Annotated in this window: 25 protein-coding genes and 2 pseudogenes; 17 read left to right on the forward strand and 10 right to left on the reverse strand. The window is 56.8% G+C overall.

Going from position 1 to position 23,246, the window contains the following annotated elements; translation table 11 throughout:
* Nucleotides 1-80: 80 nt before the first annotated feature.
* A complete protein-coding gene (gene gloB, locus ACN0TS_RS11225; RefSeq protein WP_417259449.1) occupies nt 81-845 on the reverse strand; it encodes a hydroxyacylglutathione hydrolase in 765 nt (254 codons plus the stop codon).
* 64 nt (nt 846-909) lie between these two features.
* Here gloB and ACN0TS_RS11230 point away from each other — a divergent pair, with 64 nt between their 5' ends.
* The 7 genes from ACN0TS_RS11230 to ACN0TS_RS11260 all read left to right on the forward strand — a co-directional run bounded on the left by ACN0TS_RS11230 (nt 910) and on the right by ACN0TS_RS11260 (nt 7,567).
* Entirely contained in the window at nt 910-1,659 is a 750-nt protein-coding gene (locus ACN0TS_RS11230; RefSeq protein ID WP_417259450.1) for a methyltransferase domain-containing protein, read from the forward strand.
* Nucleotides 1,660-2,104: 445 nt separating this feature from the next.
* Complete coding sequence (locus tag ACN0TS_RS11235) at nt 2,105-2,671, forward strand: F0F1 ATP synthase subunit delta (RefSeq protein WP_417259451.1); 567 nt, start codon at nt 2,105-2,107, stop codon at nt 2,669-2,671.
* Nucleotides 2,672-4,210 carry a F0F1 ATP synthase subunit alpha gene (gene atpA / locus ACN0TS_RS11240; protein ID WP_417259452.1) on the forward strand — a complete coding sequence of 513 codons (1,539 nt, stop codon included), beginning with the start codon at nt 2,672-2,674 and terminating at the stop codon, nt 4,208-4,210.
* 18 nt (nt 4,211-4,228) lie between these two features.
* The gene (locus ACN0TS_RS11245; protein WP_417259453.1) at nt 4,229-5,107 is read left to right on the forward strand and encodes a F0F1 ATP synthase subunit gamma; all 879 of its coding nucleotides are present in this window, start codon (nt 4,229-4,231) and stop codon (nt 5,105-5,107) included.
* An 18-nt stretch (nt 5,108-5,125) separates the two neighbouring features.
* Nucleotides 5,126-6,550 carry a F0F1 ATP synthase subunit beta gene (atpD, locus tag ACN0TS_RS11250; RefSeq protein ID WP_417259454.1) on the forward strand — a complete coding sequence of 475 codons (1,425 nt, stop codon included), beginning with the start codon at nt 5,126-5,128 and terminating at the stop codon, nt 6,548-6,550.
* A 134-nt stretch (nt 6,551-6,684) separates the two neighbouring features.
* Entirely contained in the window at nt 6,685-7,098 is a 414-nt protein-coding gene (locus ACN0TS_RS11255; protein WP_417259455.1) for a F0F1 ATP synthase subunit epsilon, read from the forward strand.
* A 121-nt stretch (nt 7,099-7,219) separates the two neighbouring features.
* Nucleotides 7,220-7,567, forward strand: coding sequence for an H-type lectin domain-containing protein (locus tag ACN0TS_RS11260; protein WP_417259456.1), 348 nt, complete (start codon nt 7,220-7,222; stop codon nt 7,565-7,567).
* 93 nt (nt 7,568-7,660) lie between these two features.
* On the opposite strand, the gene ACN0TS_RS11265 is transcribed toward ACN0TS_RS11260, so the two are convergent.
* Complete coding sequence (locus ACN0TS_RS11265; protein WP_417259457.1) at nt 7,661-8,680, reverse strand: ribose-phosphate pyrophosphokinase; 1,020 nt, start codon at nt 8,678-8,680, stop codon at nt 7,661-7,663.
* A gap of 314 nt (nt 8,681-8,994) precedes the next feature.
* On the opposite strand from ACN0TS_RS11265, the gene ACN0TS_RS11270 reads away from it, so the two are divergent.
* On the forward strand, nt 8,995-9,606 hold the full coding sequence (locus tag ACN0TS_RS11270) for a 2-hydroxychromene-2-carboxylate isomerase (protein ID WP_417259458.1): 612 nt from the start codon (nt 8,995-8,997) through the stop codon (nt 9,604-9,606).
* Between the two features lie 4 nt (nt 9,607-9,610).
* Here the strand turns inward: ACN0TS_RS11270 and ACN0TS_RS11275 are convergent, their stop codons facing one another.
* The 7 genes from ACN0TS_RS11275 to ACN0TS_RS11305 form a co-directional block, all read right to left on the reverse strand.
* Nucleotides 9,611-10,639: a threonine aldolase family protein gene (locus tag ACN0TS_RS11275; protein WP_417259459.1), complete on the reverse strand. Its 1,029-nt coding sequence runs from the start codon at nt 10,637-10,639 to the stop codon at nt 9,611-9,613.
* The gene (locus ACN0TS_RS11280; RefSeq protein ID WP_417259460.1) at nt 10,640-11,098 is read right to left on the reverse strand and encodes a YcgN family cysteine cluster protein; all 459 of its coding nucleotides are present in this window, start codon (nt 11,096-11,098) and stop codon (nt 10,640-10,642) included. It lies immediately after the preceding gene.
* Nucleotides 11,095-12,021 carry a bifunctional riboflavin kinase/FAD synthetase gene (locus ACN0TS_RS11285; RefSeq protein ID WP_417259461.1) on the reverse strand — a complete coding sequence of 309 codons (927 nt, stop codon included), beginning with the start codon at nt 12,019-12,021 and terminating at the stop codon, nt 11,095-11,097. The genes ACN0TS_RS11280 and ACN0TS_RS11285 overlap by 4 nt, the downstream gene beginning before the upstream one ends.
* A 30-nt stretch (nt 12,022-12,051) precedes the next feature.
* Nucleotides 12,052-12,495, reverse strand: coding sequence for a MaoC family dehydratase (locus tag ACN0TS_RS11290; protein ID WP_417259462.1), 444 nt, complete (start codon nt 12,493-12,495; stop codon nt 12,052-12,054).
* Between the two features lie 130 nt (nt 12,496-12,625).
* Entirely contained in the window at nt 12,626-13,504 is an 879-nt protein-coding gene (locus ACN0TS_RS11295; RefSeq protein WP_417259463.1) for a TIGR01459 family HAD-type hydrolase, read from the reverse strand.
* A gap of 58 nt (nt 13,505-13,562) precedes the next feature.
* Nucleotides 13,563-14,039 carry a GNAT family N-acetyltransferase gene (locus ACN0TS_RS11300; protein WP_417259464.1) on the reverse strand — a complete coding sequence of 159 codons (477 nt, stop codon included), beginning with the start codon at nt 14,037-14,039 and terminating at the stop codon, nt 13,563-13,565.
* 86 nt (nt 14,040-14,125) lie between these two features.
* Nucleotides 14,126-15,046, reverse strand: a complete 921-nt coding sequence (locus ACN0TS_RS11305; protein ID WP_417259465.1) for a manganese-dependent inorganic pyrophosphatase — start codon at nt 15,044-15,046, stop codon at nt 14,126-14,128.
* Between the two features lie 329 nt (nt 15,047-15,375).
* On the opposite strand from ACN0TS_RS11305, the gene ACN0TS_RS11310 reads away from it, so the two are divergent.
* The 5 genes and pseudogenes from ACN0TS_RS11310 (at nt 15,376) to ACN0TS_RS11330 (ending at nt 19,155) form a co-directional block, all read left to right on the forward strand.
* Nucleotides 15,376-15,549 carry a hypothetical protein gene (locus tag ACN0TS_RS11310; protein WP_417259466.1) on the forward strand — a complete coding sequence of 58 codons (174 nt, stop codon included), beginning with the start codon at nt 15,376-15,378 and terminating at the stop codon, nt 15,547-15,549.
* A 79-nt stretch (nt 15,550-15,628) separates the two neighbouring features.
* On the forward strand, nt 15,629-16,282 hold the full coding sequence (locus ACN0TS_RS11315) for a DUF2161 domain-containing phosphodiesterase (protein WP_417259467.1): 654 nt from the start codon (nt 15,629-15,631) through the stop codon (nt 16,280-16,282).
* A gap of 446 nt (nt 16,283-16,728) precedes the next feature.
* Nucleotides 16,729-16,964 (forward strand): annotated as a pseudogene (locus tag ACN0TS_RS11320) (hypothetical protein); the annotation flags it as partial.
* A gap of 592 nt (nt 16,965-17,556) precedes the next feature.
* Nucleotides 17,557-18,477 carry an MYG1 family protein gene (locus ACN0TS_RS11325; RefSeq protein WP_417259468.1) on the forward strand — a complete coding sequence of 307 codons (921 nt, stop codon included), beginning with the start codon at nt 17,557-17,559 and terminating at the stop codon, nt 18,475-18,477.
* An 87-nt stretch (nt 18,478-18,564) separates the two neighbouring features.
* The gene (locus ACN0TS_RS11330; protein WP_417259469.1) at nt 18,565-19,155 is read left to right on the forward strand and encodes a TetR/AcrR family transcriptional regulator; all 591 of its coding nucleotides are present in this window, start codon (nt 18,565-18,567) and stop codon (nt 19,153-19,155) included.
* Nucleotides 19,156-19,219: 64 nt separating this feature from the next.
* On the opposite strand, the gene ACN0TS_RS11335 is transcribed toward ACN0TS_RS11330, so the two are convergent.
* Nucleotides 19,220-19,333, reverse strand: coding sequence for a hexameric tyrosine-coordinated heme protein (locus tag ACN0TS_RS11335; protein WP_417259470.1), 114 nt, complete (start codon nt 19,331-19,333; stop codon nt 19,220-19,222).
* A gap of 82 nt (nt 19,334-19,415) precedes the next feature.
* Between ACN0TS_RS11335 and ACN0TS_RS11340 the strand changes: the two are divergent.
* The 4 genes and pseudogenes from ACN0TS_RS11340 to groL form a co-directional block, all read left to right on the forward strand.
* Nucleotides 19,416-19,811: pseudogene (locus ACN0TS_RS11340) on the forward strand (transposase); the annotation flags it as partial.
* A gap of 17 nt (nt 19,812-19,828) precedes the next feature.
* Nucleotides 19,829-20,467, forward strand: coding sequence for an IS110 family transposase (locus ACN0TS_RS11345; protein WP_417259471.1), 639 nt, complete (start codon nt 19,829-19,831; stop codon nt 20,465-20,467).
* 544 nt (nt 20,468-21,011) lie between these two features.
* Nucleotides 21,012-21,299 (forward strand): co-chaperone GroES, encoded by a 288-nt coding sequence (locus tag ACN0TS_RS11350; protein WP_417259472.1) that lies wholly within the window; start codon nt 21,012-21,014, stop codon nt 21,297-21,299.
* 45 nt (nt 21,300-21,344) lie between these two features.
* Nucleotides 21,345-22,991, forward strand: a complete 1,647-nt coding sequence (groL, locus tag ACN0TS_RS11355) for a chaperonin GroEL (RefSeq protein WP_417259473.1) — start codon at nt 21,345-21,347, stop codon at nt 22,989-22,991.
* Nucleotides 22,992-23,246 lie beyond the last annotated feature (255 nt).

Here is a 23,246-nt window from a genome sequence, read left to right on the forward strand (position 1 = left end):
GGCCGCTGGTTGTGCTGTCTTGCCCAATTGGGCCTTGCCCCGTTAACGCAACGGTCGCGGGGGCTTTGGGGCGCGCGGCGTCAGAATGCGTCTTTTCGGGCGCGGATTTCGGTGAAAACCGCGACATCATCGGCTCCGCTCATCCCTATAGCGGCTTTTACGCTGTCCTCATTAGCACGTAAAAACGGATTGGTTGCAAGCTCTAGTGCAAGCGGGGCAGGGACGGTGAACTTTCCCTCGACCAAGGCGGCCTCGACGGCGCGGGCGCGGTCGTGCAGCGCGGTGTTGCCCGTCTCGATGGTGAGCGCGAATTTGGCGTTGGAGGCGGTGTATTCGTGGCCCGAGTAAACCATCGTCTCGGGGGGGAGCGCTTTGAACCGCTGCAAAGTCTCCCACATTTGCGCGGGCGTGCCCTCGAACAGGCGACCACAGCCCAAGGCCATGAGGCTATCCGCCGAAAACAGCGCATGGGCGTCGGGAATGTAAAAGGCGACGTGACCGATCGTGTGGCCGTCGGCGGGCATGACCTCGACGGTGTGGGCGCCAAAGGCGAAGCTGCCACCCGCTTCGACAACCGTGTCGAGGTTGGGCAGGCGATGTTGGTCGGCCTTCGCGCCAAGAACCTTTGCGCCTGTCTCCTTCACAAGGTCGGCGACCCCGTCAATGTGGTCCCAATGGTGGTGGGTGAGCCAGATATCGGTGAGGGTCCATCCGTGGTAATCAAGCGCATCAAGGATCGGTTCCGCCTCAGCCGCATCGACGACAGCGGTGCGCCCTGTGTCGGGATCATGCACCAAATAATCGTAGTTGTCCGATAGGGCTGCAACGGTGACGATCTCTAGCATGGTGTTTTCTCCGACTTTGGGTCATTCTTATTCTTAACACTTGTCCCTAGGCCACCGTATTGCAATGCATCTCGACGTCGTAGAGCTAAGAAATTTTTATTACCGCACAGGCTTGGGGCGGGCTGCGCAACGGGCGATCCGTGATTGCGTGGGCGAATTGTGGCCTGATGCCTCGCGTCAAACCATTGCGGGCTTCGGGTTTTCGGTGCCGCTGCTGCGTCCCTACCTTGCGGATGCGCGGCGCGTTGTGGCCTTGATGCCCGATCAGCAGGGCGTGATGCATTGGCCTGCGGGCTTGCCCAACGTGTCGACCCTGTGCCGCGAAACCATGTGGCCGATGCAAACGGGATTCGTGGATAAGCTCATCGTCATGCACGGGCTCGAGACCTCGGACCACCAATCCGCGCTGTTGAAGGAATGTTGGCGGGTGCTCGGGCCAGGTGGGCGGGCGTTGTTTATCGTGCCCAACCGTGGCGGGCTTTGGTCGCGCTCGGATGCCACGCCGTTCGGCTACGGGCGGCCCTATTCGCTCGGCCAGTTGGAAACCCAACTCAAGCAGGCGGGTTTTGTCTCCGAACGCCACCGCGCCGCGCTGTTTCAGCCGCCCTCGCATCGTCGCTTCTGGCTGCGTTCGGGGCCTGTATGGGAAAAGTTCGGCCGCAAAGTCTCCACCGCGCTCGCGGGCGGGGTGATCATCCTTGAGGTCTCCAAACAGGTCTATGCGCAGACAGGCACAGGATCGCCCGTCACAACCAAGCGGCCAAGTCGCGTGCTTGGGGGGATCGGCGGATTGCCCGAGGCGAAGCCGGTTTAAACATCGTGTGGCGAAGCCGGTTTAGGTTGAGGGTGGCTCAACAGGTTTGGGGTAATTGACGCAATCTGTTTTTGTGGCGGCGCACATCCCAAAACAGGGTGAGTATTGTTGTCGGGATCGGAAGGCGCGCGCTCCTGTGTTACGCGGCATCGTGGCCTCTCCAAGCTCACCCAAACGGGTGACTCGCCTGATTCCGCCGTTTTGACATGCGCAAAATTACATATTTTTTAGAATTTTTGGGCCCCAAATTGGCTAAGTCATTGAAATGTATCAATAGCCACATGATCTGTGTTGGCGCTAAACCCGCGCAACAAGGTTGCGAGGCGGGTAAGGCTCTGTTACACCCACGCCGATTTTACCTCCCATGCGTTCTGCATGGGTTGTTCAAGCTGCCTGCTCCTAATGCGATATACTGCGTCGGGAAACGGCCAAAGACATCGGAAGGGTGGACGTGTCCGAACCAGCTTCGATCTCCCGCGGCATTGCCGCACGCTACGCAACGGCCGTTTTCGAATTGGCCAAAGATGGCAAAGCAATCAAGGCGCTTGAGGGCGACGTGTCGTCCCTGTCTTCGGCTCTCGAAGACAGCGCTGATTTCCGTGATCTCATTTCGTCTCCAGTTCTGTCTCGTACAGATTTGGAAAACGCGATCACGGCAATCTCCAAAAAAGCAAAATTGTCGAAAATCGTGTCCAATACGTTGGCCATGATGGCGCAAAACCGTCGTCTCTTTGTTCTGCCGCAACTGGTAGAAGCACTCAAAGAGATGCTCGCCGCCGAGCGCGGCGAGGTTTCGGCGGACGTCGTTTCCGCAAAAGCGTTGACCAAAGCGCAGTCAGATAAACTGACGAAAGCGCTGTCGGCTCAATTCGGAAAAGATGTGAACATTAATGCGACTGTTGATGAATCCCTCATCGGTGGTCTTGTCGTCAAAGTGGGCTCGAAGATGATCGATACGTCGATTGCTGCCAAGCTCGCCTCCCTCCAGAATGCAATGAAAGAGGTCGGATAAATGGGTATCCAAGCTGCAGAGATTTCTGCGATCCTGAAGGACCAAATTAAGAACTTTGGCAAAGATGCCGAAGTTGCTGAGGTTGGCCGCGTTCTTTCCGTCGGTGACGGTATCGCACGCGTTTATGGTCTCGACAACGTGCAGGCCGGTGAGATGGTCGAATTCCCCGGTGGTATCCGCGGAATGGCGCTTAACCTCGAAAGCGACAACGTCGGGATCGTGATCTTCGGGTCCGACCGCGACATTAAAGAAGGCGATACTGTCAAGCGTACGAACTCCATCGTGGACGTTCCTGCGGGTGACGCGCTTTTGGGTCGCGTTGTTGACGGTCTGGGTAACCCGATCGACGGCAAAGGCGAGATCAAAGCCTCCGAGCGCCGTATTGCAGACGTGAAAGCGCCAGGCATTATCCCACGTAAATCCGTGCACGAACCAATGGCAACGGGCCTTAAGTCTGTGGACGCTATGATCCCAATCGGACGTGGCCAGCGTGAGCTGATCATTGGTGACCGTCAGACGGGTAAAACGGCTGTGGCACTCGACGCCATCCTCAACCAGAAGTCTTACAACGACGCTGCTGGTGACGATGAGTCCAAGAAGCTCTACTGCATCTACGTTGCGATCGGTCAGAAACGCTCCACTGTTGCCCAGCTTGTGAAAAAGCTCGAAGACTCTGGCGCGATTGAATACACAACGGTTGTGGCTGCTACGGCATCCGACCCTGCTCCTTTGCAGTTCATGGCACCATACGCCGCAACTGCAATGGCAGAATACTACCGCGATAACGGCAAGCACGCTTTGATCATCTATGATGACCTGTCCAAACAGGCTGTGTCCTATCGCCAGATGTCCTTGCTTCTTCGCCGCCCACCAGGACGTGAAGCTTACCCAGGTGACGTGTTCTACCTCCACTCCCGTCTGCTCGAGCGTTCTGCGAAGCTGAACGAAGACAACGGCTCCGGTTCCTTGACGGCTCTGCCGATCATCGAAACCCAGGGTGGTGACGTATCCGCGTTTATTCCAACCAACGTGATTTCGATCACCGACGGTCAGATCTTCTTGGAAACCGAACTGTTCTACCAAGGCATCCGTCCTGCTGTGAACACGGGTCTGTCCGTGTCCCGCGTTGGGTCCTCGGCGCAAACGAAGGCCATGTCTTCGGTTGCTGGTCCGGTGAAACTGTCGCTCGCTCAGTACCGTGAGATGGCTGCGTTTGCGCAGTTCGGCTCCGACCTTGACGCGTCGACACAGGCATTGCTCAACCGTGGTGCCCGTTTGACCGAGCTGATGAAACAGCCGCAGTATTCGCCACTGTCCAACGCTGAAATCGTCTGCGTTATCTTCGCTGGTACAAACGGCTACCTCGACAAAGTCGATGTGAAAGACGTTGGTCGTTTTGAGGCTCAATTGCTTGAGTTCCTGCGCAATCAGCACGCTGATGTTCTTGCTTGGATCACCAACGACGATCCCAAGATCAAAGGTGATGCAGCAGACAAGCTCAAAGCGGTTCTAGACGAATTCGCCAAGACTTTCGCGTAAGATTAGGGGAAAGCTTCAATGCCTAACCTCAAGGATCTTAAAAATCGGATTGCGAGCGTGAAATCCACGCGCAAGATCACGAAGGCCATGCAGATGGTCGCGGCTGCAAAATTGCGCCGCGCCCAAGATGCGGCTGAGGCATCGCGCCCCTACACGGAACGCTTCAACGCGGTTCTGGGTGCGCTTTCCGCCTCGGTCGGTGGCTCCGACAGCGCGCCCCGGCTTCTCGCCGGGACGGGCAAGGACGACGTGCATCTGCTCGTCGTGATGACAGCCGAACGCGGTCTGTGCGGTGGGTTTAACTCCAACATTGTGAAACTCGCCCGCACACGTATCGCCGAGCTTCAGGCAAGCGGCAAAACGGTCAAGATTTTGACTGTTGGTAAAAAAGGCCGTGAGCAGCTCAAGCGCGAGCACGGGGACAAAATGGTGGCTCATGTTGACTTCTCTGAAGTCAAAAACCTGAGCTATGCGAATGCACAGGATGTCGCCAAAGACGTTCTGGCGCGGTTCGATGCCGAAGAGTTCGACGTTGCAACGATCTTCTTCGCGAAGTTCGTCAACGTTGTGTCTCAGATCCCGACCGCTCAGCAGATCATCCCTGCCGCATACGAAACGGCTGAGGACGCAGACGCAGGCACAACTGTCTACGACTACGAACCCTCTGAGGAAGGCATTCTGTCCGACCTTCTGCCGCGCGGCGTGGCCACACAGATCTTCTCGGCTCTTCTGGAAAATGCCGCCTCCGAGCAAGGCTCGCGCATGTCCGCTATGGACAACGCGACACGCAACGCAGGCGAAATGATCGACAAGCTGACCATCGAATTTAACCGTTCGCGTCAGGCCGTCATCACCAACGAGCTTATCGAAATCATCTCGGGCGCGGAAGCGCTCTAAGAATCGGAGTAACGAAACATGGCAAAAGCTACTGGCAAAATCACGCAGGTGATTGGCGCCGTTGTCGACGTTCAGTTCGACGGCGACCTCCCCGCCATTCTCAACGCCCTTGAAACCGACAACAACGGCAACCGTCTGATCCTCGAGGTTGCTCAGCACCTCGGCGAGAACACCGTGCGCACCATTGCTATGGATGCGACCGAAGGTCTCGTTCGCGGTCAGGCTGTGACCGATCTGGACGCACAGATTTCTGTTCCTGTCGGCAACGCAACCCTTGGCCGTATCATGAACGTCACCGGCGACCCCGTTGACGAAAAAGGCCCAGTGAATGCGAAAGCACGTCGCGCGATCCACGGTGATGCACCTGCGTTCGAAGAGCAGTCCACTGCGACTGAAATCCTCGTAACGGGCATCAAGGTGATCGACCTTCTCGCGCCCTACACCAAAGGTGGTAAAATTGGCCTCTTCGGCGGTGCCGGCGTTGGTAAAACCGTTTTGATCATGGAATTGATCAACAACATTGCGAAGGTGCACTCCGGTGTGTCCGTGTTCGCTGGTGTTGGTGAGCGGACCCGTGAAGGCAACGACCTTTACCACGAAATGATCGAATCCGGCGTTATCGTTCCTGATAACCTCGAAGAGTCGAAAATCGCGCTGGTCTACGGTCAGATGAACGAGCCTCCAGGTGCCCGTATGCGTATTGCTTTGACAGGTCTGACCCTGGCCGAGCAGTTCCGCGATGACACAGGTTCCGACGTTCTGTTCTTCGTCGACAACATCTTCCGCTTCACACAGGCTGGTTCTGAGGTGTCCGCACTCTTGGGTCGTATTCCATCCGCTGTGGGCTATCAGCCAACACTGGCGACCGACATGGGCGCCATGCAGGAACGTATTTCCTCGACCAGAAACGGGTCTATTACCTCCGTTCAGGCCGTGTACGTGCCTGCCGATGACTTGACCGACCCTGCGCCGGCCACATCGTTCGCCCACCTTGACGCGACGACCGTTCTCGATCGTTCGATCTCGGAAAAAGGCATCTACCCTGCTGTGGACCCACTTGGTTCCTCCTCGCGTCTGCTTGATCCACTGATCATCGGCGAAGAGCACTACAAAGTGGCTACAGACGTTCAGCGGGTTCTTCAGCGCTATAAATCGCTGCAAGATATCATCGCCATTCTCGGCATGGACGAGCTGTCCGAAGAAGACAAACTGGCCGTGGCACGTGCGCGTAAAATCGAGCGCTTCCTGTCCCAGCCGTTCGACGTTGCGAAAGTCTTCACAGGGTCTGACGGTGTTCAGGTGCCTCTCGAAGATACAATCAAGTCGTTCAAAGCCGTTGTGGCAGGTGAATACGATCACCTTCCCGAAGCTGCGTTCTACATGGTTGGTGGCATCGACGAAGTGCTCGCTAAAGCCGAAAAACTGGCTGCTGAAGCTGCCTAAGACGCAACCCCAAGCGGTTCGGGATCACGCCAGACCGGCGCAGTTCCGAATCGCTCGCGGACAATACGATGCGCAGGTTTTGCCCAAGTATTGTGAGCGTGACTTAGGGCAAAACGTTTTGAAGGAGGCCATCCATGGCTGATACGATCCAATTCGACCTCGTTTCACCAGAACGCAAGCTTGCTTCCGTTTCGGCAACCGAGGTGCAGATCCCAGGTGCTGAAGGCGATCTGACTGCAATGGCAGGCCACGCGCCCACCATCATGACCATCCGTCCCGGTGTTCTCACCGTAAAGGGCACGGGCGGTGATGAGCAGTTCATCGTTGTTGGCGGTTTTGCCGAAGTGGCTGCGGACAGCGTGTCTGTTCTGGCTGAAATGGCTTTGCCCCGCGGAGAAATGTCCCAAGAGGTGGTGTCGAGCCTCGTTGCGCAGGCAACGAAAGCCCACGAAGATGCCCATCCCGATGAGCATCACATGACCGAGAAATTCCTCGCGGATCTCGTCCACCTTGCCGATGACATGGGGTTCCACTCCAATCTCGGCTAAACGTTTGACGACATGATTTTCAAAAAGGCCCACGGTAGCAATGCTGTGGGCCTTTTCCATTTGTTTTTAAGAATTTAATGACAGTATGATTGCGTAACTGGTGACTGGGAACCTTTGCGAGATGAAACGTATCAAGACGCACCAACTGGGGATCGAGCAGGGGTCGCTCCTGTTGTTCTCGGACTTTCAAGATGACGGCGAAATGTGGACCGGCACCGGCCCGCGCGAAATGCGGCGTGTGGTGGAATTTGACGAGGAATTCACGCAAGCGCCTAGCGTCCACGTCAGCCTGTCGATGCTCGATATGGATCGGGCCACCAATCACCGCGTCGACATCTCTTCCGAAATGGTGAGTGAGAGTGGCTTTGTGATTGTCTTTAAGACATGGGAAGACACGCGTGTGGCGCGGGTCCGGGCCGATTGGTTGGCCATCGGCGCGGTGCGCCATGTGGATGACTGGGATTTGTAACGTGCAGCGTCGTTGCGCGGGCGGGTGGCATAGAAAAAAGCGCGAGGGAGTTCCCTCGCGCTTTGTCGTTTCGAGTCGCAAACAAATGCCGTTTTATTCGGTGGGGTAGAGCCCCTCGTAGAGCGGCATGAGGGTCTTGTTGTTGAACAGCGACGACACGGAGGTGCCGTTCCACGTATTGATGATGGCCTGAGCAAAGAGTGGCGCCATGGTCACGATACGGATGTTCGGGCAGTCTTTGACGGCTTGCGTGGCCTCGATGCTGTCAGTGATCACGAGGGACTTTAGCTTTGACGCGGTAACGCGCTCGACTGCGGGGCCTGACAGAACGCCGTGGGAGATATAGGCGTGGACCTCTTCTGCTCCCGCTTCGATCAGGTGTTCGGCGGCTTTGCAGAGTGTTCCTGCGGTGTCGACAAGGTCATCAACGATGATACATTTCTTGCCCACAACATTCCCGATCACGGTCATCTCGGCGACTTCGCCCGCTTTCTCGCGGCGCTTGTCCACGATGGAGAGCGGTGCGTCGATGCGTTTGGCCAATTCGCGGGCACGAGCCACGCCGCCAACGTCGGGGGAGACAACCATGATGTCGTCCATCGCGCCTTTGAAGTTGTCTTTGATGTCGAGGGCAAAGACGGGCGAGGCGTAGAGGTTGTCGACGGGAATGTCGAAGAAGCCTTGGATCTGGGTGGCGTGCAGGTCCATCGTCAACACGCGTTCAATGCCGGCCTCGACCATCATGTTGGCCACGAGTTTGGCGGAGATGGGCGTCCGGGCTTTCATGCGGCGATCTTGGCGGGCGTAGCCGAAATAGGGTACCACCGCAGTGATGCGACCCGCGCTTGAACGGCGCAGGGCATCTGCGATGATGAGCAATTCCATCAGATTGTCGTTGGCGGGGTTGGATGTGGGTTGGAGGATAAACATGTCCTCGTCGCGCACATTTTCGTAGACCTCGACGAAAATCTCGCCATCGTTGAACCGTTCCACACGGGCGTCGCACAGATCGACCGACATGCCGCGGTGCATAGACAGTCGCCGCGATACGCTTTTGGCGAGTGTGCGGTTTGCATTCCCGGAGATGATTTTTGGTACGGATGTTGAGGGCATGAGCAGCATTTCCCGTGGTGTGTTTGGCCAAGCGCGCCACGGATTCGCGACACGCGTTCCGATTAGCATTCTGACGCCCTACCGTCTATGTCCGTCCGCGTCTGTTCCTTCTTGTTAGCGCTAAAGAGGTCTGTTCGCACGTTAAATAAGGGGCATGATGCCCATAGCCCACAATTCTTCGGTCTCCTGCGATCCGTTTTCTAGGGGCGTGAGCGATGAGCGACACCCTGTGTTGCCAGATCGCACGGCGGCGACGGGTTCCTTTGGTGGGGTATGTGGCCTAGGTTGAGCGAAACGCAAATCTGGAGACCAGCATGGCTCATATCGACTACTATTTCTCACCTCTGAGCGTCTTTACCTACTTCGCAGGGGACCGTTTGGAAAAGATCGCGGCCAAGCACGGGGCGCAGATCACCTATAAGCCCTTTGACATTATGGCGCTGTTTGATCGTCTGGGCGCGCCCAAACCTGCCGACCGTCCCGAAGGGCGCAAGATTTACCGTATGCAAGAGCTGCGCCGCATCCGCGATGCTCTGGGTCTCACGATGAACGAGCAGCCCGCGTTTTGGCCGACCAACGCCGCCCCCGCGTCCTACGCGATTATCGCGGCGCAAGAGGCGCTCAACTCCACGGGCAAAGGCGATATGTCGGCGCTGATCTGCGCGTTGTTTCGCGCCACATGGGAAGAGGAACGCGACATTGCGCAAGACGAGGTGATCGCCGATGCGCTTAAAGCGGGCGGGTTCGATCCGATGCTGTCGATGACGGGGCTTTTGGCGGGGGCCGAAACCTATCCCAAGAATACCGAGGCCGCATTGGCCGCGGGTGTATTCGGCTCGCCGTTCTACATCGTCACCGATACGGACGAGCGGTTTTGGGGGCAGGACCGCCTCGACCAGCTCGACACCTATCTCGGCACGCTGTAGCGCGTCAGTCTAAGGCGGCGAGGAGGGCGTCTACGTCCTCTTCGGTCGTGGACCAGCTTGTGACCAGACGCGCCAACACAGGGGCGTCTGGGGCCAGTCCAGTGACATCTTCCCACGGATGATAGACCGCGCCCTTGCGCCATGCCTGTCGGTGCGCCTCAAGCGGCATCCGCGCAAAGATCATGTTGCCATCAACGGCGTAATCCAACTCGGCTCCGCGCTCTTCAAGTCCGTCGGCCAAGCGTGTGGCCATCGCATTGGCGTGGGTGGCCAACTCAATCCACAGATCATCCTCCAACCACGCAAGCATCTGCGCCGAGATGAACCGCGCTTTGGAGACATTGTGACCGCCGCGCATACGGTGGCTTTCAAAGGCGTCTTTGAGATCGGGGTCAAACAGTATGGCCAGTTCGGCGGTCATCGCACCGTTTTTGGTCCCGCCCAAGGACAGCGTCGACATTTCGCGGGTCATTTCCCACGGGCTGCATCCCGTTGCGGCAATCGCATTGGCGAAACGTGCCCCATCCATATGCATCGGCAAACGGGCGGTATCCACAAGCGCTTCGATATGGGCGGGGGTGTAGGCCTCGCCATATTCGGTCAGGTTGGTGATGGAAACGGCTGCGGGGGGCATGGCGTGAATGTCGTGGCCTGCGCGGTCTTTGGCGATGGCTGTCGCTAGGGTCTGGCTGTTGAGGCGGCTGTCGAGGGAGGGCAGGGCGCGCAGTTTTGCGCCGCCTGCGTAAAAGGTCGCCGCCCCGCGTTCGTCCACTTCGATATGCGCGGTCTCGTGGCAATAGATCACGCCCCACGGCGGCGACATGGCAGCCAAAAGAGCGGCATTGGTCGCTGTGCCCGAGGCCATCGGATAGACGAGCGCGTCGGGGGCGCCAAACATCTCGCGCACGCGTTCCGTCAATACATCGGTAAAGGGGTCGGCACCGTAGGCAGGCGTGTAGCCGTCATTGGCGAGCATGAGGGCTTCCATCACTTTGGGATGGGCGGCGGAGGTATTATCGGAGGCGAAAAACATTCAGCTGTCCCCTATTGGTTCCTCGATAATGTGGCCTTCCCACTCGTCTTCGTCCACCTCGAATTCCGGAACGGTAAAGCCGCGCACGGACACGCCCGCGTCATGCACCGATTGCGGATCGCCCGTCAAAAGCGGATGCCAATGGGGTAGGGGTTTGCCCTGATGCAGCAGGCGGTAGGCGCAGGTCTGCGGCATCCAGTATGCGTGTTTGTCGATGGTTTCGGGTTTGAGCACGATACATTCGGGCACGATGCGTTTGCGGATCTCGTATTGGCCACATTGGCAGGTCTGATCGTCGAGCAGGCGACAGGCCACGCGGGTCAGAAAGACCTCGCCCGTGTCGGCGTCTTCGATCTTGTTGAGACAACATTTGCCGCAGCCGTCGCATAGGGCCTCCCATTCCTCGGCGTTCATTTTGGCCAAGGGGATTTCTTGCCAGAAATTCGGGCGCAGGGTCATTCCAGATCGCCCAGAATTTGGCGGGCGGCATCGCAATCGGCGTCCATCTGGGCGATGAGGGCGTCGAGGTCGGAGAACTTTTCTTCGGGGCGTAGGAACTCGACGAAGGCCACCGACAACGTCTCGTCATAGAGGTCGCCGTCGAAATCAAACAGGAAACTTTCCAGACAGGGCGTATTGGCCCCGAAGGTGGGTTTGACACCCAAGGACGCAGCGCCGTGATAGCTGCCTTTGTGCGGGCCTGTGAGAATATCGACAAGCACGGCGTAGACGCCGAATTTGGGCGCGTGCAGCCCGTCGATGGACATGTTGGCGGTGGGAAAGCCGAGGTCGCGGCCTCGCTTGTCGCCATGGGCCACCATGCCCTCGATGCGGTGCCAGTGGCCGAGCATATCGGCGGCGTCCTGCGGGCGGCCTTCGGCCAATGCCACGCGGATGGCTGAGGATGACGAGACGCCCGTTTCGGTTTCCAGAAGGTCTGCGATGGTCACGCCAAACCCCATTTGTGCGCCGAAGCGTTGCAGGTCGGCGGCGGTGCCAATGCGGCCTTTGCCGAAACAGAAATCCGCACCGACGACAACATGGCTGAGGCCAAGCCCCTCAACGATCACCTGACGGGCGAATTCTTCGGGCGTCATTGCGACCATTTCCGCGTCAAACGGCAGTTGGAACAGATGCTCGACGCCGAGTTTGGCCAATCGACTGGCTTTGGCATCGGCGTTCATCAGGCGGAAGGGGGGCGCACCGGGGGCGAAGAATTCACGCGGGTGCGGCTCGAAAGTGACGATGCCAAGGGGGCCATGCGGGCGGGCAAGGTCGATCACATGGCGGTGGCCACGATGAACACCGTCAAAGTTTCCAATCGCCGCTGAGGCGCCACGGGCGTCGTCGGGGATGTCGGTCCAATGGGTATGGGTCTGCATGGCGCTCCCTCGCGGGGGCGGCCCCGCGCATCAGTCGAATTTGGCACTTGGCGCAAGCACGGTGGCTTCGCCTTTCAGCACCACGGTATCACCTACGGTGCAGCGACATTCAAGGGAAACACGGCGTTTTGCATGGATGATATCGGTCACTGTGACTTCGGCCAGAACTGTATCGCCGGGGCGGACAGGGGCCATGAACTTCAACGTCTGGCCCAGATAGATGGTGCCATGTCCGGGAAGCTGTTCGCCGATGACCGCCGAGATCAGCCCCGCTGTGAGCATTCCGTGGGCGATGCGGCCCTCGAAAATCGTGTCGCGGGCATAGTCATCATCGAGGTGGACGGGGTTACGGTCGGTAGACACTTCGGCAAAGAGTTCGATATCGCGATCCGTCACGACCTTGCGCAGGGAGCGGGTCATGCCGACTTCGATGTCTTCAATACAGATTGTTCCGCGGAGCATATTATCCAACATTGTGAAAATCCTCGTCCATGTTGCGGTGCAGCATAGATGAAAATTCACAGCGAAACAATATGTCGCGCAAGAAAATTTGCCAAATAGGCCATGTTTGGCAAATTTATGACCGACGGGACTCTGCTGTCGATCAGCGCAGAAACGAGATCGCAGCCGTGGGGGACAGGTTTTGCTCGGCCAACCAGTGCTTGAGCCGAGCGGGATCGGGATGCTTGGGGTCGCTTCCGAACTCGCTTGCCGCAAGGCCGCCAGTGATGAACAAGGTATCAAGCCCCTCGCCCATGCCGCCCATCACGTCGGTGCCAATGCCATCGCCAATGCACAGGATGTTGTCGTCGGACACCTGCGCGATCTTGGCCAGCCGGCGGCGGGCAAGGTCATAGATCGGCGGATGGGGCTTGCCGAAGTAAAGGCTCTCGCCACCCATTTCCGTATAAAGCCCCGCCAATGCGCCTGCGCACCATTCGCGTGTTTCGCCACGGTCCACGACGATATCGGGGTTGGCGCAGAGCAGTTTCAGGCCCTTTTGTTTCGCGTAGAGAAAATCGGCGCGGTAGACGTCGGGATCGGCCATCGAGTCTTCGGGGCCAGTGACAACAAGGCCCTCGGCCTCTTGCAACGATACGCGGGTGATTTCTACAGCCTGATCGGCGACAAGATCCATCGGGGCGAAAAAGACGGCGTCTTCGCCCGGGGAGCCGATGTGGTAGACTTTTGATCCTACTGCCCCGAGATACATCGCGGCGCGTGCGCTGTCGCCTGAGGTGGCAATCGCGTCATAGGCATCGGTGGGCACGCCAAAGCCGACAAGCTGTTCGGCCACGGCTCGCCATGGACGTGGCGAGTTGGTTACAAGCACCACTTTGCCACCCGACTTGCGGTAGGTTTGCAGGGCTGCAACAGCCTCGGAATAGGCCGTGACGCCATTGTGGACGCAGCCCCACAGATCAACGAACAACGCATCATAGCGGTTGGACATCTCGGATAGGGATTGGATCAACTGGGTCATGGGGCGCTCCGTTTGTCGTGCGGCGAATAGGTAGGGGACAGGGGGTGAAAGGAAAGGGTTAGCGAAAGGCCTTTGGGAAGGTGAGGGCCTTTTCCTTGGTCTTGGCGGGGCCTGCGATCTGGATGGTGTCGAGCGGATAGGGAGAGGTGAACCCGTCGGCGATTGGGGCAAATCCGCAACGCGCGTAGAACGCAGGGTCGCCCTGAATCACAACCGTTTGGCCCGACATCTGCGCCCATTGCGCGATCATCCCTACAAAGCGCCGCCCGAACCCGCGTCCGTGATGGTCGGGGTGAATGGCGACGGGGCCGAGCGCGATCCAGCCTTTGGGCGCGATCATATGCGACAGCGCCGCGTAGCCGATAATTCCGCCGTCCATCGGCAACACCATTTCCCCCGCAATGGCCCGTGATTTGCGCAGATCCGCGACGCGCTGCACTTCGGCCTTGCCGTTGAACGCGGCCGTGATCAACGCATCAACGGCGGGTTCCTCGCCACGGGCCATCGGGCGCATAAAGTCGGGGGATTTGAGCATGGGGTCTCCAACAAAAAGGGGCACCTCGCGGCACCCCTTTGAAACCTATCTTTGCCGCGAAGTCCATCGCGGCGTTTGTGTGTCGATCAGACCTTGAGGTTTGGAATGATCTGCTTTTTGCGCGACATGATGCCAGGCAGGACAACAGTGTTGCCCTCGACAGTGGCGCCGAATGTTTTCTCGGCCACGCCTTTGACCAGATCATTGGGCACGAACAGGGTGGCTTCCTCTTTGAGGATGTCCACGACGAACAACAACACTTCGTCCACACCGTCCTCTTTGGCCACATCGGCGAAGGACGCCATGATGCTGTCTTTGCGGTCGAGTACGATTTTGGGTGCGGTGGTTTCCAGAACGGAGACGCGGAACTTGGTGTCGCCTACGGCGTATTCCTTGCTGTCCATGCGGATCAGCTCGGCGTCGGAGAACGCAGAGATGTCGGATTTTGCTTCGAACATCTCGGACGCATAGGCGTTCAGATCGAGGTTCAATTCGGAGGCCAGTTTTGCGGCCAGTGCCTTGTCGTGGTCGGTCGTGGTGGGCGAGCGGAATTCGAGTGTGTCGGAGAGGATGCACGACAGCACCAAGCCCTTGACCCAATCGGGCATCTTGTCGGCGTCGTCGCCCATCAGATCGACCATGATCGTCGCGGTGCAGGCGAGCGGACGGATGGTGATATCGATAGGGCCAGAGGTTTCAAGGCCGCCCACAAGTTTGTGGTGGTCGATGATCGCGGTGATGTCGAGATCGTTGACGTTAGCGGGCAGCTCGGCGGGGTTGTTGGTGTCGACGATGACAACTTTTTGACCGTCCTCAAATGTGTCCACGATGCGCGGTTTTGGGCAGGACCATTTTTCCAACACGAACGCCGCTTCGGTGTTGGGCTCGCCCAAGAACACCGCTTCGGCTTTTTCGCCTTTGATCTCGTTGAGATACCACGCCCAGATGATGGGCGAGCCAGTGGAATCAGTGTCGGGCGATTTGTGGCCGAAAACGAGCGTTGTCATGGGGAAGTCCTATCTAGAGTACCAATTTTGCCCGCCTTATAGGCAGTGCAGCATGGCTTGTCACGCCCCTGTCGCGGCGCGTTGGCGGCAAACTTGACGTAAGGCCCTCTCTCATGGCAACATTGCGGTTCAACTGAAGGAGTGCACTGACAATGGATCAGCAGGTTTAATCCCGCCATCACCCGCCGCGCGTGACCCAGATGGATCATGCAAGGCCGCTCGCATTCTTCAGGAGGACTCTGTCAATGGACAAGCACGGATAAGCCGCGTTCGCGGTGATCAGTGGCGTGCATTGCGCGCCTGACGTTCCATTTTTTCAGGAGTCTCACATGACCCGCAAAATCAAAACACCCGCCTTGGCGGCCCCAAAACCTGTGGCTATCCCAAGCGTCACCCCATCTCGCAATCCCTTTCATCAGGTCCAAACCAAGGGACAGGAGAAAGGGTTTGCCAAGAAGATAAAGCCCATCCCGATGCCCGGAAAATCGCGCGGGCGGGGCTAATCTTCGACACTCGGATGAGGGGGAGGCGTGCCGCGCTTCCCCCTTTGATATGGCGGTCGGTCTGGGCTACAACTGGGCCATGTCTAAACCCGCGCCCAAGCCCAAAGAGAGCGATCTTTATCTCCCCGTGAAAGCCTTCCTTGAGGGGCTCGGCTACGAGGTGAAGGCGGAGATCAAAGACGCGGATGTGATGGGGCGGCGCGGCGATGAGCCGCCTGTGATTGTCGAGTTGAAGCTCGGGTTTTCACTGATCCTTTTACAACAGGGCATCGCGCGCCAACGGATCACAGATCAGGTTTACCTCGCCGTGCCACGATGGTCTGGCCGCGCAGGGTGGAAGGCGTTTAAAGCCAATGTGGGTCTGGCCAAACGTCTGGGCCTCGGGGTGATCTCCGTCGATCTCGCGGCGGGGCCAACGGTGGATGCGGTGCAAGTTCACGCCGATCCCGCCGAGTTTCGCCCACGCAAAGTCAAAGCCCGTAAAGACAGCCTGCTCAAAGAGTTTAACGCCCGCGAGGGGGACCCGAACTTGGGAGGCGTGCGCGGCGCACGGGTGACAGCCTACCGCCAAGCCGCCGAGAAATGCCGCGACTATCTCATTGCAAACGGCCCGAGCAAGGGCGCGGATGTGGCAAATGCCACAGGCGTCGAGAAAGCCACAACCATCATGCGCATGGACCACTACGGGTGGTTTGAGAAAGTGGAGAAGGGCGTCTATGGGGTTCGGGGGTGAAGGGCGGCAATGCGGGAATTAGCCGACCTTCGATATGTGTAAATCAATGTTCGGTTTGTTGAACGGTTCAACACGCAGTCGGTTTTGGAACGATTAGCTTAGCGCCCCCTAAGTTTATTTCGCATTGGAACCTCAAAAAAGCGAAAAATTACTGAGCTTAGAAGAAGTGTCACGACAATGCATGTCATGAAAAATATCGTTTCGCTCCATGCCTCGGACAGACTCCCAGAAATTTTTGGCCAGATAAAATAGCCTGTCGCTCTAACAGGAATATGCACCATGTATATGGTGTAAGAAATTAGTCCCAACTGACCTGCTCCCTTTAGAGTCCGCTAGTTTAGGTTAGCTCTGTTCAGGTTTGCTGTGATCCCTAAAAACGTCCTCGTTTTTGATTAGAGTTTTCCGCTAGATTTTCCTGAGCTTGGAGAGGAGCGGAAACTCATGAATACATCGAAGCGTTCAACGGCAAATTCCGCCAGGAATGTTTGAACGCCCACTGGTTCATGGGGCTTGAAGGTACCGCCGAAAAGTTGGAGACTTGGCCCCTCTCGGGATCATGCTCAGCATAACCCTGTCGGGCAGCGGTAGAGACTACAACGAAGAATGACCGCACAGCGCTATCGGAAACAAAGTCCCGGGATCGCTGATGAAATTGCCAGACGCATCCAGCCCGTCTGTGTGATCAATATGCGGAAAACCTAGCCCTGACTGGGGACACTTTGGGTAGCACAGTACTGTTAAGTTGCTGGCTTTTCTGACCCAATGACGTTTTTCATTGCGGCAATTGGCGGAAATTGCACCTGGATCGTGGGGGACGTGTCAACGGCAGCGTATTAACCTTTATTTCGCAGCGGCGATATTCTCGGCATCGGTGCAATATATGTTGAGGTCCGCTCTCTGGTTGAGATGAAAGATTCCGCGTAGTCGACATCAAAACATGACGTACCAAGCCCGCTTTGGCGGGCTTTTTTGTTGCCTTTTTGTGAGTTTCGCGGAATCTTGACTCGATTTTCGCGAGATCTTTGCTCGGCCTATAAAGGAGACAAAAATAACCCATTGTTTTCGCTTGCCTTTAAGGGCTTCTTCGAGATAGATTTGCCCCGATTCACATTTGGGTCAATTGCGGTTCGTCAATCGAGTGGACTGGATGGAGTAGTGTCTTGTTCCTGATCCGGTTGAGAACTCGCAAACAGCCATGACACTTTTTAGGGGCGGCCATGTTGGTCGCCTTTTCCTTTTCCCGACCTTTGTATCGGCCCTTTTGGAGCGCTCACATGACCATCACCCATCTTGTCACCCATTCCGGCGGATTTCATGCGGATGAAGTGCTGTCATCTGTTGTGCTCACGCGTCTCTTTCCTCGCGCGCAGGTAATGCGTAGCCGTGACCGTCAATGGATTACGCCCGCCGCAGATAAGATCATTTATGATGTGGGTGGCGACTATAGTGCCGAGGCACAGATTTTCGATCACCATCAACGCCCCAACCCGCTGCGCGAGGATGGTCAGCCCTATAGCTCCTTCGGACTGATCTGGGCTCACTACGGGCGGGACTATCTGACGGCGATGGACGTGCCTGCGGATGACATCGAGACGATCCATGCCACCTTCGACGCCAAGTTTGTGCTGCCGATTGATCTGTTGGACAACGGGGCGATGGAGCCGTCTGTCGCAGGGCCGCTGTCGATCCTGACTTTGCCGTCGCTTCTTGGCAGTTTGAAGCCCGTGTTTGATGATCCTTCTCCAACGGCGGATGATGATGCCTTCTTCGTGGCTTTGGGCGTCGCCCGTGGATTTGTCGAGGCAATGGTGCGTAATCTTGCGGCGAAGGCCCGCGCGCAAAGCCTTGTCATGGAGGCCATCGCCAAGGCGGGCACCTCTCCGATCCTTGAGTTGCCAATGGGTATGCCCTATCGCTCTGCACTTGATAAGGCTGAAGCCGATCATTTTCTGTTCGTGGTCATTCCGCGTGGTGATGATTGGACGTTGAACGGGATCAAACTGTCCAACGATACCTTTGATCAACGCGCTGACCTGCCTGCTGCTTGGGCAGGGTTGAACGGTGCGGACCTTGAGGCTGCAAGTGGTGTGAAGGGGGCGAAGTTCTGTCACAACGCCCGCTTCATCGCCGTCGCCAATTCGCGCGAGGCGATTATGGAAATGGCTAACCTTGCGGTGGCTGAGGCTCTGTCCTGATCCGTCGCTTGTGTCCGTTGGGCAGCGCCAAACAGAAAAACGGCCCCGCCACTAGACAACTGGTCTAGTGGCCTCTACCTCCTGAGTATGACGCAAAAAGCCCTCAACACCAAAGATCACATCCTTGCAACGGGCCGACGTCTCACCGCATTGCACGGCTACACGGGTGTTGGCCTCAGCGAATTGCTTAAGGCGGCAGGTGTCCCGAAAGGGTCATTCTACCATTACTTTGCATCGAAAGAGGCCTATGGGTGCGCCCTGCTTGAGGCCTTTGTCGCGGACTACAAGGAGCGGCTTGGGGCGACCTTGGCGAATCCTGACATTGATGGCCGAACACGGTTTCTGAATTACTTTCGCGATTGGCATCGCCGCCAAAGCAGCGGCGATCCGATGGATCGTTGCCTTGTGGTGAAACTGTCAGCCGAGGTCGCTGATCTCTCAACAGATATGAGTGCGATTCTGGATCGGGGGGTGACTGCAATCATCGCACAATTAACCCGAACGCTTGAGCAGGGCATTGCGGACGGATCAATCGTGCCAATGGCCGATCCCGCTGGGACAGCGCAATCCATCTATCACCAATGGCTCGGAGCCAGTTTGGTCGCGAGCCTGTCACAAAATGACGGGGCGTTGACCTCAACGCTTCTGATGACAGAAACCTTGATCCCTAAACCCTAATCCAAAACTACTGCGACTGGTTTGGTTTGCACTTCGTAAGACGGGGGAGATCTTCAACGGCGTACTATGAGGTTTCGCGCCAGTAGCCATTGGCAGCCGCGACGGTTGCAAAATGTGTAGCAACCACTTGGCTGGAGGCAATCAGAGCATCGGAACTGGCGGCGTAATCCGCGCGCATCCGATTCTGTTGAAAAACTCTTCCTTGATTGAGTCCCCATTCGCTGATTCAATTTCCTTATTGATTGGGAATTTTTGTGATAATGGGACCGAAGCAGGAAGTACAGGCAGCGCTGTTTTATGAGTTTTCGTTGGAAGATCATGTTCCGCAAGATCATCTGCTGCGCTCGATTGACCGGTTTGTGGATCTAAGCGACATCCGCCAGTATTTAGCCGAGTTTTATAGCCACACGGGCCGCCCATCCATCGATCCTGAACTACTGATCCGCATGCTGCTGGTGGGCTATTGCTTCGGCATCCGATCCGAACGCCGCCTGTGCGAAGAGGTTCATCTGAACTTCGCCTATCGCTGGTTCTGTCGCCTCGATCTCAACGACCATATTCCAGATCACTCAACCTTTTCGAAGAACCGCCACGGGCGCTTCCGCGCAAGCGATCTGCTGCGGCATGTATTCGAAACGACCGTTGCGCGCTGCATCGGGCGCGTGACCTTTTGGTGCGCCAAAGGACGCAACTCATCAACAATCTGCGTGGTCTGGTCGCGGAGTTCGGCATCTTCATTCCCAAAGGGCTGGCCCGTGTGATTGGATTTGCTGAGGACATCACTCTTGGTGAAGTGCTCGACTTGCCAGACATCGCCAACGAGGTGATCCGCAACCTGTCAGAACAGCTCATGGCTCTGCATAAGCAGGTCCGATGGTATGAAGAGCGCCTCAAGCAAGTGGCCAAAGAAGATGCGCGTGTCCGTTTGCTGCGCACTATACCCGGCGTCGGCGCGGTGACGGCTTCTGCGATCATCGCCAGCATTGGAGATGGTCGCCAATTCAAAAACGGCCGGGAGTTCGCAGCATGGCTGGGTTTAACGCCTGCCAACAAATCCAGCGGCGGTAAGGAGAAGTTGGGGCGGATCACCAAAATGGGTGACCAGTATCTGCGATCATTGCTTGTCGTTGGTATGACATCACTCGTTCGACAAACACGATCCCACCCGGAGCTAGCCAGCAAATGGCTTACATCCTTGCTTGAACGCAAACCTGCGCGTGTCGCAACCGTCGCCATGGCCAACAAGACCGCTCGGATCGTCTGGGCTGTCCTGACCCGCAACGAACCCTACAGCCCAAGCACTGTAGCCTGAGACGAAAGGAACAACGAGTTAGCAAGACCCGCGAGATGATGGTGCATAAATCTGCCGCCGAAGCCAAGACACTCCGCCGAATGGCACGGGCATAACAGCCCGTAAAGCTGATAGGAACTTGGTTTGCGGAACCCATCCATTGCCCGACAGTGTATTGCGAAGCAATGTCCCGAGAGGGAGGGCCAGCGGTCAAAACCGCGCAAACAGATCCCTCTCGGCAGATTGCTTCGCAATCGCCTGCCGGCAATGGGAACGCATGACTGCTTCTGACAAATGCACAAATCTGATCAAAAATGTCTTGCTATGCAGGAGCCATCCACACATGCCATTCGCTGCACCGTGCTTCATTTCAATGGGTTTAAGATCACTTCTGCAAAGAAGTCTATTTGCTGTAAACATTTTTGCGGATCCTCTGGTTGACACGCCCCTGAACCCTCCCTACCTATGGCTCGTTATCACTCACTCATGGTGAGTGCTAATACCCTATTTCCCCGTCCGAGAGGGGCGGGACCGAAACAGAAACTTTGAGTAAGGAACCTCGAAGATGGCATTTAAACCGCTTCACGACCGCGTTGTTGTTCGCCGCACAGAAGGCGACGAAAAAACCGCTGGTGGCCTCATCATTCCCGATAGCGCCAAAGAAAAACCCTCCGAAGGCGAAATCGTCTCCGTTGGCGAAGGCGCCCGCAAAGACAGCGGCGAATTGATTGCTCCATCCGTCAAAGCAGGTGATCGTGTCCTGTTTGGCAAATGGTCGGGCACTGAAATCACCGTTGAGGGCGAAGAGCTTCTCATCATGAAAGAGTCCGACATCCTCGGCATCATCGCGTAAGCGACCTCTTTCCTATCAAAATTTACCTGAATTCAGGAGTGAACAATGGCTAAAGAAGTCAAGTTTGACGTCGACGCACGCAATCGCATGCTCAAAGGCGTGAACATCCTCGCAGACGCAGTAAAAGTGACGCTCGGCCCGAAAGGTCGCAACGTTGTGCTCGAAAAGTCTTTCGGCTCCCCTCGCATCACCAAAGACGGTGTGTCTGTGGCGAAAGAAATCGATCTCGAAGATAAGTTCGAGAACATGGGTGCACAGATGGTCAAAGAAGTGGCCTCGCGCACCAATGACGAAGCCGGTGACGGCACCACGACTGCGACCGTTCTCGCTCAAGCCATCATCAAAGAAGGCCTCAAGCAGGTTGCTGCTGGTCTGAACCCGATGGACCTCAAGCGCGGTATCGACCTTGCAACCACCAAAGTGGTTCAAGCGATCAAAGACGCCTCGCGCCCTGTAAACGATTCGGCTGAAGTCGCTCAGGTCGGCACCATCTCCGCCAACGGCGAAGCTGAAATCGGCAGCCAGATCGCAGACGCGATGCAGAAAGTCGGCAACGACGGTGTGATCACCGTTGAAGAGAACAAAGGCATGGAAACCGAGACCACCGTGGTCGAAGGCATGCAGTTCGACCGTGGCTTCCTGTCCCCATACTTTGTCACCAACTCCGACAAAATGATCGCAGAACTCGAAGACTGCATCGTCTTGCTGCACGAGAAAAAACTCTCCTCCTTGCAGCCAATGGTTCCGCTCCTCGAGCAGGTCATCCAGTCGCAAAAACCACTTCTCATCATCGCTGAAGATGTTGAAGGTGAAGCACTGGCAACTCTCGTGGTTAACAAACTACGTGGCGGCCTGAAAATCGCAGCTGTTAAAGCTCCTGGTTTCGGCGATCGCCGCAAAGCCATGTTGCAAGACATCGCGATCCTCACTGGCGGTCAGGTGATCTCCGAAGATCTCGGCATGAAACTCGAGTCCGTCACAATGGACATGCTCGGTTCCGCTAAGAAAATCACCATCACCAAAGACGAAACAACCATCGTCGAAGGCAATGGCGAGAAAGCAGAGATCGAAGCACGTGTTGCTCAGATCCGTCAGCAAATCGAAGAAACCACATCCGACTACGACCGCGAAAAACTCCAAGAGCGTGTTGCAAAACTCGCTGGCGGTGTGGCCGTGATCCGCGTTGGTGGCATGACCGAAGTCGAAGTGAAAGAACGCAAAGACCGCGTTGATGACGCTTTGAACGCAACCCGCGCTGCTGTCCAAGAGGGCATCGTCGTCGGTGGTGGTGTTGCTCTGGTGCAAGCGGGCAAAGTGCTCGAAGGCATGGTTGGTGCAAACGCTGATCAAAACGCTGGTATCGCCATTGTGCGCCGTGCGCTTGAGGCTCCACTGCGTCAGATTGCTGAAAACGCAGGCGTCGACGGCGCTGTAGTTGCCGGTAAAATTCGCGAAAGCGATGACGTGTCCTTCGGCTTTAACGCTCAAACCGAAGAATATGGCGACATGTTCTCCTTCGGTGTGATCGACCCTGCCAAAGTGACCCGTACAGCTCTCGAAGATGCGGCCTCCATCGCCGGTCTCTTGATTACCACGGAAGCAATGGTTGCTGAGAAACCATCCAAAGACGGCGGTGCCGGTGGCGGCATGCCCGACATGGGCGGCATGGGCGGCATGGGCGGCATGATGTAAGCCATCTCCAAAGACGTTTACGTCATTGGAGTGGAGCGCATCCGCGTCCACAGACAAAACAAAGGGTCGCCTTCGGGCGGCCCTTTCGTCATTTTGGCATCTGTCGCTAGACACGAGAGTCGTGTGCTATTTCAGCATGATACCAAATGCGTTGTAATGGGGAGATGTTTTGCCTCTGACGCTATGCGGCGACTGGTCAACAAACATTAAGTACGCCCGCGCGGCTAGGCGGGGCGAGTGTGCCTTGGCACAAAA

The sequence above is a fragment of the Celeribacter sp. genome, assembly GCF_048266405.1.
Classification (GTDB): Bacteria; Pseudomonadota; Alphaproteobacteria; order Rhodobacterales; family Rhodobacteraceae; genus Celeribacter.